The following is a 14,463-nucleotide window of genomic DNA, read 5'->3' as shown; positions in this document are numbered from 1 at the left end:
TTGGTTTGGAGTTGAATAATATTATTTTTAATCCCTGCTTCAGACAATTTTTCAATAAATGGCTCGTACAACTGTTTGGTTTTATCAAGTTGATTTTGACGTGATTTTAAAGTATTACCGATTAAATTATTTATGTTGTTGGTAATAATTGTCCTATAATCATATCTACCACTGGTATAATCTGAATCTAGTTCAAATTTACCATCACTGTTTTTGGTGACCCAATTGATTTTCCATCCACTTCTAAAAGGTGCGATATTTCTTATATGGATAGTATCAGTATCATTGAATCCACCAGAAGAACTTGTAAACTTGATTGTTGGCACATTATGTTCTTTTTCATAATCACTCAATTCCTTGGACATACGTTCAAGTTCAGCTTGTTTATTAGAATCAATATTACCTGTTTTTTCATAATCTGTCTGTGCATCCGCATAATAGTTACTGTATTCTTGCACAAGATAAACATACTGCAAATCATTAACAAGATAATCAATAGCGTTATTAACTTGGGTTTTGTCATCAGCAAGGGTCTTCTCCATATCAGAGATAATAGTTGATGCATTCTGACTGTAAATAATTGTGTCGTTATCTTTTGCGTCAGGGAACGAATGTGTAAAGTATGCTCCTCCAGCTTTAGTCGAACCAGAATTATTTTGATATAAGCCTATTTGAACATTGCTACCCGTCAGAAGATTATGATAGTGTCCCCAATCAGAGTGAGCATCTTGGAATGCCCACTGCAACATCTTATAAGCAAATAGCGTGTTTAACTCAGTAAATGTCATGCTATTTTTCAAGAATCCACCAGTAGGGGCAATGTTTTCTGTAAAAGCTCCCGTAGCTTTTTCTACATCTCCAAATCCTCTATGTCGTAGCTCAATTCCAGATTTATTTGCATTCTCAGGCTTATTTGCAAAGTTGTTCCAAGCCTTAATGGCTTTCATACCTAAATCAATACTGTTTTCTGTGATTTTATTGATTGTAGCAAGTCCACTAATTTTACGAAACGCATTTAATTGAGATGTAAATGCGATATTTAATGCCTTATAATCATCCCTAGACAAGACCAACTTCCCATTTTGCAAAGTATACGTCTTGTTGAAAGCTTGTTCCCCAACTAATGCCTTGATAAATTGCTGAGAATCATTATCAATATAGAAATCTAGCATATCAAATAGATTTTCCTCAGCATAACGTTGCGCTTCATTATCTTTCTCTTCGCTTATTAGACGATTGAACTCTACCATTTTAGTCGTAAACTCAGCAGTTCTATCTTTGAAGTAAATTTCACCTGTTTTATCTGCTATTTCAGCATTGATAGCTTCGTAGATATTTGCTGGCTTTCCAACATTACCCAATGCTTTTTTAGCAGTGTCTGCAACATTTTTAGCATCTGATAATTGTTTATCCGTCCGATTGACTTCATTTTGTGCTCTATCAAGGACGGCTTTCTTCGTTTCAACAGCGTCATTTTTAGTTTTGACATCTGTTTCAGCGGATTTAATAGCGTCGTTACGTTTAGCGTCTGCTTGCTTAGCTGTTTCAACAGCAGTTGTTGCAGTTGCAACGTTATTTTCAGCGGTTTTAACATCCGCTTTAGCTTGGTCAAGGTTGGCTTGTGCTTTCTCAAGACCAGTACCTGAGATGGCATCTTGGGCAGATTTAACATCAGCTTGTTTAGCGGTTACATCAGCGTCAGCTTGGTCTTTTTCCGCTTGGGCTGTATCGACAGCTGTTTGAGCGTCTGACACAGCATTAGTTTGGTCAGCGATTTGAGCTGTCACTTGGTCTGTCTCCGTTGCATTAGCTGTCTGGTCGGCAAGATTTGCAGTCTGGTCAGCTTTTGCAGCAGCGATGTTTTCAGGTGTTGCTTTAGCTGCGTTTTCTTCTGCTGATTTGACAGCGTCTTGTGCAGAAGTCACACCCGCTTGTGCGTCAGTTACAGCTTGCTTAGAGGATTCAGTTGTTGCCTCAGCTTGGTTCAACTCTGCTTGCTTGTCTGTTACCACTTGTGTTTGTGTGTCAAGAGCAGATTTTGCAGTGTTTGCATTTTGAGTTGCTTGTGTTTGTGTGACAACTGTACTTTCTGTACTTGCATCAGCTGGTTTGCTTGTAACTTCGTCCGCAAGAACTGTCGTACCTGTCGCAGTCGCTAACAAAGTAGCTCCAGCTACCATGGTTTTTAATCTCTTGGTCATAAATCTTGATTCTCCTTTAGTGCTAATAGGATTGGTTTGACTGTTAAGTCAAACCATGGTATACGTAGTATATCATGCGATTTTACCCATTTTACAGCACTATTTTAACACATTTTTAGTTTATAGACGGGTGTTTTTCTCGGAGAGAAAAACAAGAAAAAACCTTGATTTCTCAAGGTCTAACATTCTTATTATTAACCACTACAGTTGACAAAGAGAACATAAAACTGATGAAGCAAGTCTTGCTAATCACCAGTTTTCTACTTTACAAAGAGACACCAAATTGCTTTAAACTATCTAGTTCGATAGGAGTGAGTCGACGCCATTCCCCCTGTTTCAAATCAAAATCGAGCTCAAGAGGTCCCATAGAAATCCGTTCCAAATCCACTACTTTCTTTCCACAGGCTGCGACCATTCTCTTAATCTGATGAAATTTTCCTTCTGCAATTTCAATTTCTACATACGACATCGCTGTTTGATGATCGACTTCTAAAATCCGCAACTTGGCTGGAAGAGTTGTGAAATCTTTTAAAACAATCCCTTCCTTGAAATAATCCACATCAGACTGGTTCATAATTCCTTCAATCTTAGCACGATAAATTTTTGCCACATGTTTCTTTGGTGACAGCATCGCATGAGCTAACTTACCATTATTGGTCAAGAGGAGAAGTCCGTGGGTATCGATATCTAAACGTCCAACGGGAAAGATTTCCTTATGGCGTGCTCTATCATCAAGTAAGTCAATTACTGTCTGATGACGTTCATCCTCTGTTGCTGAAATAACGCCTTTGGGTTTATTAAGAAGATAATAGCAAAATTCCTCATATACCAACTTCTCTCCTCTAAAGAATACCTGATCTTTTTGGGGGTCCAGTTGAAATTTACCTGTAAGTTTGTCATTTCCATTAACCGTTATCTTCTTCTGCTTAAGGAGTTGCTTGACTTCTGTTCGACTCCCTACTCCACAGTCCACTAAAAACTTATCTAATCGCATAGTTTCATTATACCACGAAAGCGAGTCTTACTCACCTTTTATCCTTGATTTTAGAGTAAAAGCCAACCCAGCTACCCAAAGAAGAACAAAGGAAAAACACAAGAAAATGGCCGTGAAAGAAGGAAGAAACCAATCCATAACTCTCAACACGAAAGGACTAAAAGCTCCTCCCAGATTACACCCGATCAACACATAAGAAGTTGCCTTATTCAAGATTCCAGCTGGAAGCCGGCCTGACATCGCATTAAAAATCGCCGTCAAACAGATACTATAGGTAAAACCAGCCAAAAGAGCTGCAAGAGTTAGAAACCATGTATTCATTGAAATAGCCAAAAAAAGTTGACCTAAAGCAAAAGCTAAAGTAGCAATAAAAAGCAGATTCTTTTTAAACTGTTGAAAAAGGGGAGCAAAACTGAATCCTGACAGAATCCCAATCAACTGCATCGCAGATAAAATCAAACTAGCTGTCTTAGCTGTTCCAAAACCAGAATCAATGACCATATTAGGTAGCCTTAAACTAATAGCTGTATTGATACAAATGATAACACATGCAATGACCGCCAAAACCAGACTATATTTTGTTTGCCAACTAGTTAAATGAGTCCGCTCTTTTCTACTTCCCTTTGTCAATTCCCTTTTCTTATAGGGAACAAATAGGAGGAAGGCGACCAAAATGAAAATAGCAAAGATGTATATAATAAAACTCATCCTCCAACCATAGGTTAGGAGTAAGCCTACACACAAAGTCAGTAGCGCTGACCCCACTACCTCAGCAGAACCTCTCAAACCAAGCATCTGCACCCGTTCCTTCCCTTGATACCGCTCGCTGATGATGGAAATAGCCTTAGCATTAATCAGCCCAGTTCCCATACCAAGTCCTAGCCGAGACCAAAAGATAAGCCAATAATCCTGAATAAAAACAGGAACTAAACCACAAAATGCAACCAAAATCAATCCAGCGATAATCATCTTTCTTTCAGACAAGATGCGCTCAATCATGCCCGTTAGAACAAGCATTCCTAATACCCCAAAAGAAGGGACTGATATGAGTAACTCTACTTGGCTAGCATTATAGGTTTGAAAAAATTCCTTCATCTCAGGTAGACTACTCGAAACTGAAAAGGATGAAATCAACATAAAAGACAATAGTAAAATCGTCCCTTTCTCCATTTGTCTTCTCACAATAACCTCCACTAGCATTTTTTTATAAAATCCAGTATAATCAATCTGAAAGGATAAAAATAGGACATATGTCTTAAAAACAGGATGAAAATCATTACAAACACAATAAACCTTGAAGCAATTATTCAGGAGTATCAGCTTCAGCAAATATTCCCACCAGACTGTCTAGAGAAACTCCAAGTTATTGTCTATGAAAAGAAGGACTATATTTGTAGACAAGGAGATGAACTAGAACAAATCTCCTATTTCTTAACAGGAAAGCTCAAAATTGTTCATAGTCTCGCTAATGGAACCGATATGATCTTACATATACAGGAAGAAGAAGGATTACTGGGTGAAGTGGAACTTATGCTGGGAAAAAGCTGTGTTTCATCTGTCATCGCTGACGAAGATAGCTTAGTCGTCCAACTTCCAACTCCCCTATTTAAAAAAAGATTACTAGAGAGTTCTCTTTTTCTGCACCATATGGGAAAAACACTAGCTAAGAAATTGCATTACAATAATCGCATTGCTCCTACACACATCCACTACTCTTTGCAAGAACGCTTAGCCAGTCATATCCTAAATCAAATCAAATACAGTCCCATCTTTACCCCTAAACTAAGTCAATTAGCTGATAGTTTTGGTGTCAGTTATCGTCATTTACAGCGCGTGTTGAAACAAATGGTAGATGACGGTTGGTTAGAAAAAGACAAAAAAAGTTACCACATTCGTAATCTAAAAGAGCTAACCAAAGTGGCTATAAAGGAATCACCTTTTGAATAATTGCCTGCACCTTTGCATATTCAGTATTTTAAGGTATAATAGATAAAACAAGAAAGAATCGTAAAACCAAAGGAGAGACAATGTCTATTATTGACAAATTAACAAAACCAGCCCATCTCATTGACATGAAGGATATTATCCGTGAAGGAAATCCTACATTGCGAGCAATTGCTGAAGAAGTTCCCTTTCCACTAGCTGACCAAGATATCATCCTAGGTGAGAAAATGTTGCAATTCTTACATCATTCTCAGGATCCTGTTATGGCTGAAAAATTAGGATTGCGTGGTGGTGTTGGACTTGCTGCCCCCCAGCTAGATATCTCAAAACGCATCATTGCGGTACTCGTGCCAAATCCAGAGGACGAGGAAGGAAATCCCCCATCAGAAGCCTATTCTTTGCGTGAAGTCCTCTATAACCCTAAAATCGTCTCCCACTCTGTCCAAGACGCCGCGCTGGGTGACGGTGAAGGCTGTCTGTCTGTTGACCGTGAAGTCCCAGGCTACGTTGTCCGCCACGCCCGTGTGACAGTCGAGTATTTCAATAAAGACGGTGAAAAGAAACGGCTCAAACTCAAGGGCTACAACTCCATCGTAGTTCAACACGAGATTGACCATATCAACGGAGTGATGTTCTACGACCGTATCAATGAGAAAAATCCATTTGAGATTAAAGAAGGTATGCTGATTTTAGAATAAACAAATAAAAATAAGACCTTTGGCTATTGCCAAAGGTCTTATTACTTATCTCAACTCCCTCGTTGCCAGAAAATAACAAGAAGAATCATAGCCCCTAAAATAGATGGGATAATAGCTGTCCCAGCATGGACAGGTCCCCATGTTCCAAAGAGTACTTGACCTACAAAAGCACCAAACCACCCGAGAAACATTTTACCAAAACAGCCCATTTGTTCTCCTCGATTAGTAATAGCTCCTGCCAATAAACCAATCAAAACTCCAACTAACATACTTCCCAACATAGTTCCTCTCCTTCTATACTCTAAGCAGCTACAAGTATGGATGGATTAAATCGCCCAATCCCCATTTCGGAAGATTGCCACACGGGTTCCATCCTCACGGATACCATCAATATCCATTTGATTAGATCCAATCATAAAATCCACATGAACATCTGAACGATTGAGACCAGCTGCTTCTAATTCCTCCTCTGAGAAGTTTTCTCCACCTACTACACTAGTCGCATATGCAGCTCCAATAGCCAAGTGATTCGAGGCATTTTCATCAAAAAGAGTATTAAAGAAAGTGATTCCTGACTGAGAAATCGGACTTGGATCTGGAACTAAGGCAACTTCACCAAGACTACGTGCGCCGTCATTCTTAAAAACAAGATCCTGCATCACTTGTTGCCCTTTATCAGCCGTTACTTCAACGATCTCACCATTTTTAAAGGTTACCTTAATTCCTTCAATGATATTTCCGTTATAACTCAAAGGTTTCGTTGATGTTACATAACCATCTGCACGACGGAAATCTGGTGCAGAAAAGACTTCTTCAGTTGGCATATTTGCGATAAAATACTCACCTTGAGCATTTGGACTACCAGCAGACTCCCAGTAGTGATTTTTAGGCATTCCTAACGTTAAATCTGTACCTGGTGCCTTATAGTGAAGAGCAGTGAACTGTTCTTTATTCAAAATCGTAGCTTTTGAACCTAATTTTTCTTCATGTGCCTTCCAAGCAGCTACTGGATCATCTTCATAGACACGACAAGTTTTAAAAATTTGATCCCAAAGAAGATCGATAGCTTCTTCATCACTAGCAGCATTCGGAAAGACCTTCTTAGCCCACTCAAGTCCAGCAGCCGCAGCTACGGTCCAACTCACCTTATTGGATTGAGTGGCAATACGCATAGGTTTCAATGCTTGACCCATCGCTTTAGCATTAACAGCCAATTTTTCAGGGTCTACACCATTAAACGCTCCCGGATCTGACGAACGTACCCCAAGACGACTTGCCTTCTTATCTAGAAGATAATTCATTTCAGCTACCTTATAATCTGGAATACTATCCAAACGATTCATAGGCGCATGAAGAAATTTCTCTCGAGTACTAATATCATCTGCCCACTGGATAATGACTTCATGGGCACCTAAAGCGTAAGCTTCTTTGACAATCAAATGTGCCAACTCTCTTTGCTCCACATCAATCGCAAGGGCTACCGTATGCCCAGGTTGCACATTGATGCCATTTGCAACCAACAATTTAGCATATTTTTCTAGATTTTCTTTAAAATTTGGTAAAACCATTTTATTCTCCTTTAATTTTTTGAGATTACCTTTTTAGTATATCACAAGTTTCATAAAAAAAGGGGAGTAACCCGCTACTCCCTTTATCTATTGAAAGAGGCTGAGGTGAAAAAATTTCGCTGCACTAATGGAGTAAAGAAAGCAGTTTGCAAAAAAGTCACTTTAAAGAAGTCCCTACTAGCTATCTCTTTGATATATAATGACTAAATTACTAGGATAAAATACAATGAAGAATTAATACAGCTTCAGCTCCCTCGTCTCTATTTCTAAGCTCAACCCTGCCTTTATGCAGTTTTGCAACTCTACATACAAAACTTAGTCCAATACCATAATGTTGCTCTTTATACGATCTAGCTTTATCCATACGATAAAAGAGCTTTCCAAAATTAGTTAAAACTTCATCTGGAAATTCCGAACCATTATTCCATATACCTATTTTCAATTCCTTTCCCTCTTGCTCTACTCTAATTTTAATTTTAGGATTCTGTTTATCGGCATATTCCAAAGCATTGGTTACAATGTTCTGTATTGCTCGAATCAGAAGAGATAGATTTATATAATATCTTTCCGTTCCGTTCACATTTTGTTCAAAAGAAAACGTCATCTGATTTTTTATCAAAAAAGAGACTTCTTTCTCTAATTCATTGATAAAATCTGAAGAGGAATACTCCATCCAACTTGTCTCATCATCATAATAGGTTTTCGAATAGTGAATCAATTGATTGAAATAATCTAGTAACTGTTGACTAGCTCTTTCTATATCTGCTAAGCATTCTTGAGATTGGTCGTTTTCAGTTATCGCCTGCAAAAATTCCACATTTCCCCTAATAATGGTTAAGGGAGTTTTTAAATCATGAGAAGCTGCTGAAACCTGAAACATCAAATCTTCTTTCTGCTGTTTCTCATCAACTATTAATTGTCGAATTCTATCTTGCATCAAAATAATCCGATTTCCTGTCTCACGAAATTCTTTAACCGTTAAACTTTCTGTACATTCCCTCTCCAACCACATACTATTTTCATAAATCAAAGTCATTTCATAACTCAGTTTTTTCAACAATTTTCCAATGTGATAACTTATTAGAACAATCAATAAAACACAAATATATATCCATGATGACACATTGAAAAAAATTGATAGAACACCACTATTGTTTAGAGGTTTCCCATCTTCATTTATTTGTATAGATACTGAAGCTAAGGGAATAAGATAGACCATTAGTAAGCCAAGACTAAACTGCCAAATAATTCTCCAACAGGTTTCTCGAATTAATTGTCTAAAACTTTTGATTCTACCCATTGATATCCTCCACCATACAAGGTTTTAATTGGATTTAATTGATAAGGTTTCAGCTTTTGACGAATTTGATAAATGTACTCTGAAACCGAACGTAACAGAGCTTCTGAACTTTGTGGATATAGATAATTATAAATTTCCTCAATAGAATATATTTTACTTGGGTTGCTTGCCAAAAGATTCACTATATCAAATTCCCTCCTTGTCAGGGCAATCTTATCATCGTTTACAAATAGTTCCTTACTATCCGTATATAGTATAAGCTTCCCAATCTTTATTTGATGAACATTTCCTTTAGTCCGTTCTTCACGACGTAAGTGCATTTTAACACGTGCTAACAATTCTTGCATACTAAAGGGCTTCATAATATAATCATCAGCTCCTGCATTGATTCCAGCTACTAAATCTTCATCCATATCCTTAGCAGTTATAAAACAGATAGGAACAGTTATCTGCTCGCGAATCATCCGACAGATTTCTAAACCACTAACAGGCATCATAATATCTAATAAAATCAAATCGAATCCTGTAAAATCACAAAGATCAATCTCTTCTATCTTATTTCGTATAACTACTTCGTATTTTTCATATTCTAGTACTTTTTTTATTAGGCGAAGAATAGCAAGATCATCATCTACCACCAAAATTTTATAAGCCATAACTCACCCTCCTAACCATATTATAACACTAACCGAGAAAAAGACAGGATATCCCCTGTCTTTAGCCTACATTTCTTCCTATAAGTATCAGTGTAGCAAATACAAAAACAATTAATAACCAAACTATTTGTAACCCTAAGCCTTGCCACACTGGATAATAGAGCGACAAGGGATGGGTATAAAAACAATTCATACTAGCTAGTAATGGTAAATTTCTAAAAAAAGAGCTGAATTGTAGTAACATTTGTCCCAAACCCAATAAAAGGGATAAACTGATTCCCAGAATTAAGATAAAAGACTGGGAAATAAATACAAAAATACCACTTAAAAGAGAGAAGGTTAGAATAGAAATACAAGCTGGAAATAGGACTGTCAGAACATTTTTAATATCGCTCAAAAGATTAATATTGTAGTATCCTTGCGCGATTAGTATGCATAATGATATTACAGCAACCAACAATACAATTTCCATACATAATACAATAGCTAGTTTACAGATTATAAATTTCAAACGATTTGGACAGGTAAGAAAACTGGTACGAAGGCTAGAACCAGTAAATTCTTGACCTATAAATAGAGTCGCTAAACTAATGAAACCTGCCTGTCCTAAATAGAGACTTTGCAGTAGCTGTTCCAAAACAAACTGTAGGGTCAACTGGTCTGGCTTACTATTTAAAAAAATAACCATCGCCGGAACACACAGTAACAGAGCACCTATAATCAACCAGTGCCAAGGGTTCATCATAAACTTGAGATACTCACTTTTAAGTTGCTCTTTCAACTTATTCACCTCCTCCGATATCTAACTTAAGTAAGCGGTAGATTGCTAAAGTCAAGAATGACAAATTCCAACAAAGTAAAAGTAAAATATTTTGCAAACTATTATACTCTAAAATTTGAGGAGATGTAGCAATCAATCCTTGCCCCAATGCAACTGGAAGAAATTTTGCAGCCGATATATAGTTTGCTAAGAATGTTCCTAAATTGTAGACTTGAGGAAGCAAAAATAATAGAGGAACAATGGCTGTTTTAAATGTCAAAGCCATAATATAGGCCAGCAGTCCCAACAAGGTCCAAGCTATACTGGCTAAAAATATATAGAACCAAACTGTCCCATTTAGTGAAAAAAGCAATAAGCCATCTTGTCCTAAAACATAATGTGTCATGTTAATCGTCAAGAATATTGATAGAAAGGAAACGAAAAAAGAAAATATAAGCCAAACTAATGTTTTTGAAACTAGGAAAGTGCTTCGATTTGTAATAGAGAGGAGGCTTGTACGAATCGCAGAGCCTTTGTACTCCTCGGCTCCGTAAATTGATCCAAGGATAATCATAATAAAAACACCAAATAAAGTGACATCAAAACCTAAAAATTCAATAGGAGGTATGGCTTCTGCTAAATCTGAATTTGTCTCTGGTGTAGCATGGATACCAACTGAAACAATTTGAGAAGCACCAATATTTGCTAAAAACGTTTGAAATACCAGTATCAAGAATAGTACAATATGAGTAGCTCTCTTATAAAGTAATTTCAATATTTCAGAATGAAGAGAGTAAATAAGTGCCATGTTACTTTCCTCCCTCTGTTAAAGTAAAGAAGACTTCCTCTAGTGAAGAAAGATTTTTCATCACTTCTTGTAAAGTCCCTTTTATAAGAACTTTGCCTTTATTTATGATAACTACATCATCTGTTACTGCTTCCACCTCCGATAATATATGAGATGACAGTAAGACGGTCTTCCCTTCTTGAGCTTGTTTTTTTATAAACTCTCTAAACCACCGAATTCCTCTTGGATCCAACCCATTTGTCGGTTCATCCAATATCAGATACTGAGGATTTCCTAATAGAGCTGTTGCAATTCCCAAGCGTTGTCCTTCTCCTAATGATAATTTTCCAATTTTAGATTTTTTCTTATGGCTAATATCCACCATATCCAAGACTTGCTCAATTCGCTGACTGGATATCCCATTACTAGCAGCAACAATTTTCAAATGTTGATAAACACTTCGATCATCAGGAGCTCCTACACTGTCAAATGAAGCTCCTACAATCTTCAGAGGAAATTTTAATTCCTTATAAGTTTGATCTCCAATTTTGGTAAGACCAGATGTTGCTTTGTCTAATCCTAATAAAATACGTAAGGTTGAACTTTTACCAGCTCCATTTGGTCCTAGGAAAGCAGTCACTCTACCTGCTTTTGCTTCAAAAGAAATATCTTTTAAAATTTGAGTTTGATCATACGACTTACATAGATGTTTAATGATAATACTTTGTTCCATGATGTACTCCTATGACAGTTATTAGTTGAGTTTTTAACAACAACTATATCATACACATTCATTTTCGGATTTTTTTCAGAATTTCAAGAAAGCAGATGCCATCTCGTAAATACAGCTCTAATCAACCAATTTCTTGCGCATCGCCTCGTTTTTTTATATACTAGTGGTATTACTGAAAGCAGAGGAAACCCATGAAATATCTGATCACGATTACTCTACTTGCCTTAATTGGACTGGCTCTTTTTTTCTGGACTTCACAGAAAAAGCCGACAACCAGTCAGCAGGAAACTACGCACAGCAACACGACACAAGTGGAAGAACGAACAGTCTCGTCCCTTTCTCCAACAGAAGATATTGTAGAGGAAGCCTATTCGGTGGCTTATGACGATAAAAATCTTGTCGGAACCATCACAGCCCCCCGCGATTATCAAACCAAACAGTTGCCAACCATTGTCATTTCACACGGCTTTAATAATACCCACGACATGTATCGGAGTTATATGCAGGCGCTAGCCAAACAAGGCTTTCTGGTTTATGGCTTTGACTTTTATGGTGGAAGTCGTCGGTCAAAGAGTGGAGGACAGGACATGCTTCAGATGTCTATCCAGACCGAGTTGACTGATTTGAGCCAAGTCATGGACAAACTCCGCTCCGAAAGCTTTGTCAATCCTAAGCAGATGAGCTTGATTGGAGTCAGTCAGGGTGGGGTGGTGGCGAGTCTCTACGCCAGCACTTATCCAGACCATGTGCATAAGTTGGCCCTGATCTTTCCTGCCTTTGTCCTTTTTGATGATGTCAAGGAAACTTATCAAGAGCTTGGGAGCCCAGCCTTTGAAAACCTGCCAGACAGCCTGACCCACCACGGATCCACCCTTGGGAAAATCTACTTGATCGATGCCCTAGATGGAGATGCCCCTACCATTCAAGAGAAGATCACAGCTCCGACCCTTATCGTTCATGGTACAAATGATACCATCGTCCCTTACCGCTATGCCCTAGAAGCCAGTCAAACCATTCCAAATAGCCAATTCGTGACTGTGGAAGGCGGCGGTCATTGGATCGACGATACCTTTAGCCAGACGGCCCTGCCCGCCCTTCAAGAATTTTTGAAAGATTAAGAAAACACCGTCTGATTTTCTATCAGATGGTGTTTTTGTTCATGGTGAGAAATCGCATGCTCTTATAGATGTTTTATAGAAATTAGGCTTGGAGAAGAGCTTGAGCTTGTTTTTCAAGTCCAGCAATAGCTTGTTCGTTCAATACAAGTTCCCCTGTTCCCCATGCTTCTGGATTTACAGTTGTTCCAGTAAAGTCTCCGACAACTTGCATCCGAACAAATGGAAGGAGAGCTTGGTAAGCACCAAACAATTGTTCGTGACCTGCATTCGCTACAGAAGAAACCGTCACAATCTTGTCTTGAAGAGCTGATGGACCACGAGTTTCTGACAAATCAAGCGCACGACTCAACCAGTCAATCAAGTTTTTCACTGTACCTGGGATGGCAAAGTTGTAAACTGGTGAGAAGATCCAGATAGCGTCTGCTGCAAGAACTGCATCACGCGCAGCTTGAACTGCTGGCAAGGTTGGTGTTTCTAAGTCTTGGTTCATCAACGGAATGTCCTTGTAGTCCAGGTAAGTAACGTTTGCTTTTCCAGCAAGCAAGTCTTCTGCTTTTTTAGCCATTTGATGGTTAAATGAACCCTCACGAAGGGATCCGACGATAAATAAAATGTTTTTCATGTTTGTTTCCTCTTTCTTCTTAAACAATTGTTTCATTTGGTTAATGATATTCATAAGAACCTTTCTTGTTGTAATTTTTTTTATTACATTCTCTATTATACTCTATTTAAACGGAATGTCAATCGATTGGCTCAAAAAATTACTAATTATTGTTATTTTTAAATACTGATCCATTCGATTTAAAATTTCCCGTTCGTGTTTGCTGCTTCCGAATCAGCGATGACGTCTGCAAGAACATCCCAATGTTCTGCGATTTTCCCATTTTCTACACGGTAAAGATCATAGAAAGCTGTCTCTTTTCCAGCCAAGTTTCCTTCACTAATAACCAAGGCAAAGTCACCTTGGGCAAGGACTTGGTGCGTTGTTTTATAATCCATATTGATTCCCATTTGGGCCATCTGTTGAAGAGAAGCTTTAAAGCCTGAAACTGTGTCAACCATATCAGCATTATGCTGGATATAGTGATCACCATCAAAGTATGAGTCCAATTTTTCAGGATGTTGACCATAGATAATATCATCGATATAAGTCGAAACCAGTTTCTTAGTTTCTTCTCCATTCACACTGGTATCAATTGTCGCTGCACCATCAAACTGTGTGTGACCACTGTAGTTAGCGTCGCGAACAGGGCTAAGATTGTCCCAGTGCTCCGTGATCATACCTGCATCATCAAATTTGAAAACATCAAATCCGACCATTTCTTGTCCACCAAAGTTGTAGACACTATGTAAGACGACGGTATTTCCATCTTCAAATTGACGCTTAATATCAACAGTCGCAGCACTTCCACCGTTTTTAGCTCCTTCCATGATTTGAAGGAAACCGTCCAAGCCTGTAGCTACGGTCTGATTGTGTTGAATATAGTCTTTTTTCAAAACTTGCTTAGCAATCCCCGTATCTCCCGTTTCAAAGGATTTCAACAAAGCGACTGCTTTTTCTGTATTGCTCATTTTTGAAATTTGCTTGGTCTCTTGTAATGTTACTTGTGCTGATTGTTGTTGGTTCATATAATAGATTCCTCCTGCTCCTAAAACGACAACTGCTGTTACTCCTGCGATCCATGTTTTTGTAGATGTTTTCAT

Annotated in this window: 14 protein-coding genes and 1 pseudogene; 3 read left to right on the top strand and 12 right to left on the bottom strand. The window is 38.0% G+C overall.

Features of this window, described 5'->3' with window-relative positions; translation table 11 throughout:
* From STRDD10_RS09720 to STRDD10_RS09710, 3 genes and pseudogenes are all read right to left on the bottom strand, one after another.
* Window positions 1-2,201, bottom strand: a pseudogene (locus tag STRDD10_RS09720) (hypothetical protein); the annotation flags it as partial.
* A 265-nt stretch (window positions 2,202-2,466) separates the two neighbouring features.
* On the bottom strand, window positions 2,467-3,195 hold the full coding sequence (locus tag STRDD10_RS09715) for a pseudouridine synthase (protein ID WP_067195603.1): 729 nt from the start codon (window positions 3,193-3,195) through the stop codon (window positions 2,467-2,469).
* Window positions 3,196-3,222: 27 nt separating this feature from the next.
* The gene (locus tag STRDD10_RS09710; RefSeq protein ID WP_067195599.1) at window positions 3,223-4,377 is read right to left on the bottom strand and encodes an MFS transporter; all 1,155 of its coding nucleotides are present in this window, start codon (window positions 4,375-4,377) and stop codon (window positions 3,223-3,225) included.
* An 84-nt stretch (window positions 4,378-4,461) separates the two neighbouring features.
* On the opposite strand from STRDD10_RS09710, the gene STRDD10_RS09705 reads away from it, so the two are divergent.
* Both STRDD10_RS09705 and def read left to right on the top strand, forming a co-directional pair.
* Window positions 4,462-5,142, top strand: a complete 681-nt coding sequence (locus STRDD10_RS09705) for a cyclic nucleotide-binding domain-containing protein (RefSeq protein WP_067195596.1) — start codon at window positions 4,462-4,464, stop codon at window positions 5,140-5,142.
* Window positions 5,143-5,222: 80 nt separating this feature from the next.
* Window positions 5,223-5,837, top strand: coding sequence for a peptide deformylase (def, locus tag STRDD10_RS09700; RefSeq protein ID WP_067195593.1), 615 nt, complete (start codon window positions 5,223-5,225; stop codon window positions 5,835-5,837).
* A gap of 50 nt (window positions 5,838-5,887) precedes the next feature.
* Here the strand turns inward: def and STRDD10_RS09695 are convergent, their stop codons facing one another.
* The 7 genes from STRDD10_RS09695 to STRDD10_RS09665 form a co-directional block, all read right to left on the bottom strand.
* Complete coding sequence (locus STRDD10_RS09695) at window positions 5,888-6,118, bottom strand: GlsB/YeaQ/YmgE family stress response membrane protein (protein ID WP_067195590.1); 231 nt, start codon at window positions 6,116-6,118, stop codon at window positions 5,888-5,890.
* A 45-nt stretch (window positions 6,119-6,163) separates the two neighbouring features.
* Entirely contained in the window at window positions 6,164-7,405 is a 1,242-nt protein-coding gene (locus tag STRDD10_RS09690) for an aminopeptidase (RefSeq protein WP_067195587.1), read from the bottom strand.
* Between the two features lie 211 nt (window positions 7,406-7,616).
* Entirely contained in the window at window positions 7,617-8,705 is a 1,089-nt protein-coding gene (locus STRDD10_RS09685; RefSeq protein WP_067195585.1) for a sensor histidine kinase, read from the bottom strand.
* Complete coding sequence (locus tag STRDD10_RS09680; RefSeq protein WP_033683049.1) at window positions 8,675-9,361, bottom strand: response regulator transcription factor; 687 nt, start codon at window positions 9,359-9,361, stop codon at window positions 8,675-8,677. The genes STRDD10_RS09685 and STRDD10_RS09680 overlap by 31 nt, the downstream gene beginning before the upstream one ends.
* A 61-nt stretch (window positions 9,362-9,422) precedes the next feature.
* Window positions 9,423-10,142 (bottom strand): ABC transporter permease, encoded by a 720-nt coding sequence (locus tag STRDD10_RS09675; RefSeq protein WP_067195583.1) that lies wholly within the window; start codon window positions 10,140-10,142, stop codon window positions 9,423-9,425.
* A 1-nt stretch (window position 10,143) separates the two neighbouring features.
* Window positions 10,144-10,929: an ABC transporter permease gene (locus STRDD10_RS09670; protein ID WP_067195581.1), complete on the bottom strand. Its 786-nt coding sequence runs from the start codon at window positions 10,927-10,929 to the stop codon at window positions 10,144-10,146.
* Window position 10,930: 1 nt separating this feature from the next.
* Window positions 10,931-11,641 carry an ABC transporter ATP-binding protein gene (locus STRDD10_RS09665; protein ID WP_067195579.1) on the bottom strand — a complete coding sequence of 237 codons (711 nt, stop codon included), beginning with the start codon at window positions 11,639-11,641 and terminating at the stop codon, window positions 10,931-10,933.
* A gap of 191 nt (window positions 11,642-11,832) precedes the next feature.
* On the opposite strand from STRDD10_RS09665, the gene STRDD10_RS09660 reads away from it, so the two are divergent.
* Window positions 11,833-12,759 (top strand): alpha/beta fold hydrolase, encoded by a 927-nt coding sequence (locus tag STRDD10_RS09660; protein ID WP_067195577.1) that lies wholly within the window; start codon window positions 11,833-11,835, stop codon window positions 12,757-12,759.
* Window positions 12,760-12,841: 82 nt separating this feature from the next.
* On the opposite strand, the gene STRDD10_RS09655 is transcribed toward STRDD10_RS09660, so the two are convergent.
* Together STRDD10_RS09655 and STRDD10_RS09650 are read right to left on the bottom strand one after the other, a co-directional pair.
* The gene (locus tag STRDD10_RS09655) at window positions 12,842-13,381 is read right to left on the bottom strand and encodes an NADPH-dependent FMN reductase (protein ID WP_067195611.1); all 540 of its coding nucleotides are present in this window, start codon (window positions 13,379-13,381) and stop codon (window positions 12,842-12,844) included.
* A gap of 179 nt (window positions 13,382-13,560) precedes the next feature.
* Window positions 13,561-14,463 carry a nuclear transport factor 2 family protein gene (locus STRDD10_RS09650; RefSeq protein ID WP_231853412.1) on the bottom strand — a complete coding sequence of 301 codons (903 nt, stop codon included), beginning with the start codon at window positions 14,461-14,463 and terminating at the stop codon, window positions 13,561-13,563.

It is taken from the genome of Streptococcus sp. DD10 (assembly GCF_001578805.1).
Classification (GTDB): domain Bacteria; phylum Bacillota; class Bacilli; order Lactobacillales; family Streptococcaceae; genus Streptococcus.
Note: the sequence above shows the minus strand (reverse complement) of the source record. Positions and strands in the feature narration are given on the sequence as shown.

Bases quoted from the DNA above. Each gene is read 5' to 3' on its own strand.
- STRDD10_RS09665 (WP_067195579.1), bottom strand. From the start codon at position 11,641: ATGGAACAAAGTATTATCATTAAACATCTATGTAAGTCGTATGATCAA.
- def (WP_067195593.1), top strand. From the start codon at position 5,223: ATGTCTATTATTGACAAATTAACAAAACCAGCCCATCTCATTGACATG.
- STRDD10_RS09680 (WP_033683049.1), bottom strand. From the start codon at position 9,361: ATGGCTTATAAAATTTTGGTGGTAGATGATGATCTTGCTATTCTTCGC.
- STRDD10_RS09695 (WP_067195590.1), bottom strand. From the start codon at position 6,118: ATGTTGGGAAGTATGTTAGTTGGAGTTTTGATTGGTTTATTGGCAGGA.
- STRDD10_RS09650 (WP_231853412.1), bottom strand. From the start codon at position 14,463: ATGAAAACATCTACAAAAACATGGATCGCAGGAGTAACAGCAGTTGTC.
- STRDD10_RS09685 (WP_067195585.1), bottom strand. From the start codon at position 8,705: ATGGGTAGAATCAAAAGTTTTAGACAATTAATTCGAGAAACCTGTTGG.
- STRDD10_RS09655 (WP_067195611.1), bottom strand. From the start codon at position 13,381: ATGAAAAACATTTTATTTATCGTCGGATCCCTTCGTGAGGGTTCATTT.
- STRDD10_RS09705 (WP_067195596.1), top strand. From the start codon at position 4,462: ATGAAAATCATTACAAACACAATAAACCTTGAAGCAATTATTCAGGAG.
- STRDD10_RS09670 (WP_067195581.1), bottom strand. From the start codon at position 10,929: ATGGCACTTATTTACTCTCTTCATTCTGAAATATTGAAATTACTTTAT.
- STRDD10_RS09660 (WP_067195577.1), top strand. From the start codon at position 11,833: ATGAAATATCTGATCACGATTACTCTACTTGCCTTAATTGGACTGGCT.
- STRDD10_RS09690 (WP_067195587.1), bottom strand. From the start codon at position 7,405: ATGGTTTTACCAAATTTTAAAGAAAATCTAGAAAAATATGCTAAATTG.
- STRDD10_RS09715 (WP_067195603.1), bottom strand. From the start codon at position 3,195: ATGCGATTAGATAAGTTTTTAGTGGACTGTGGAGTAGGGAGTCGAACA.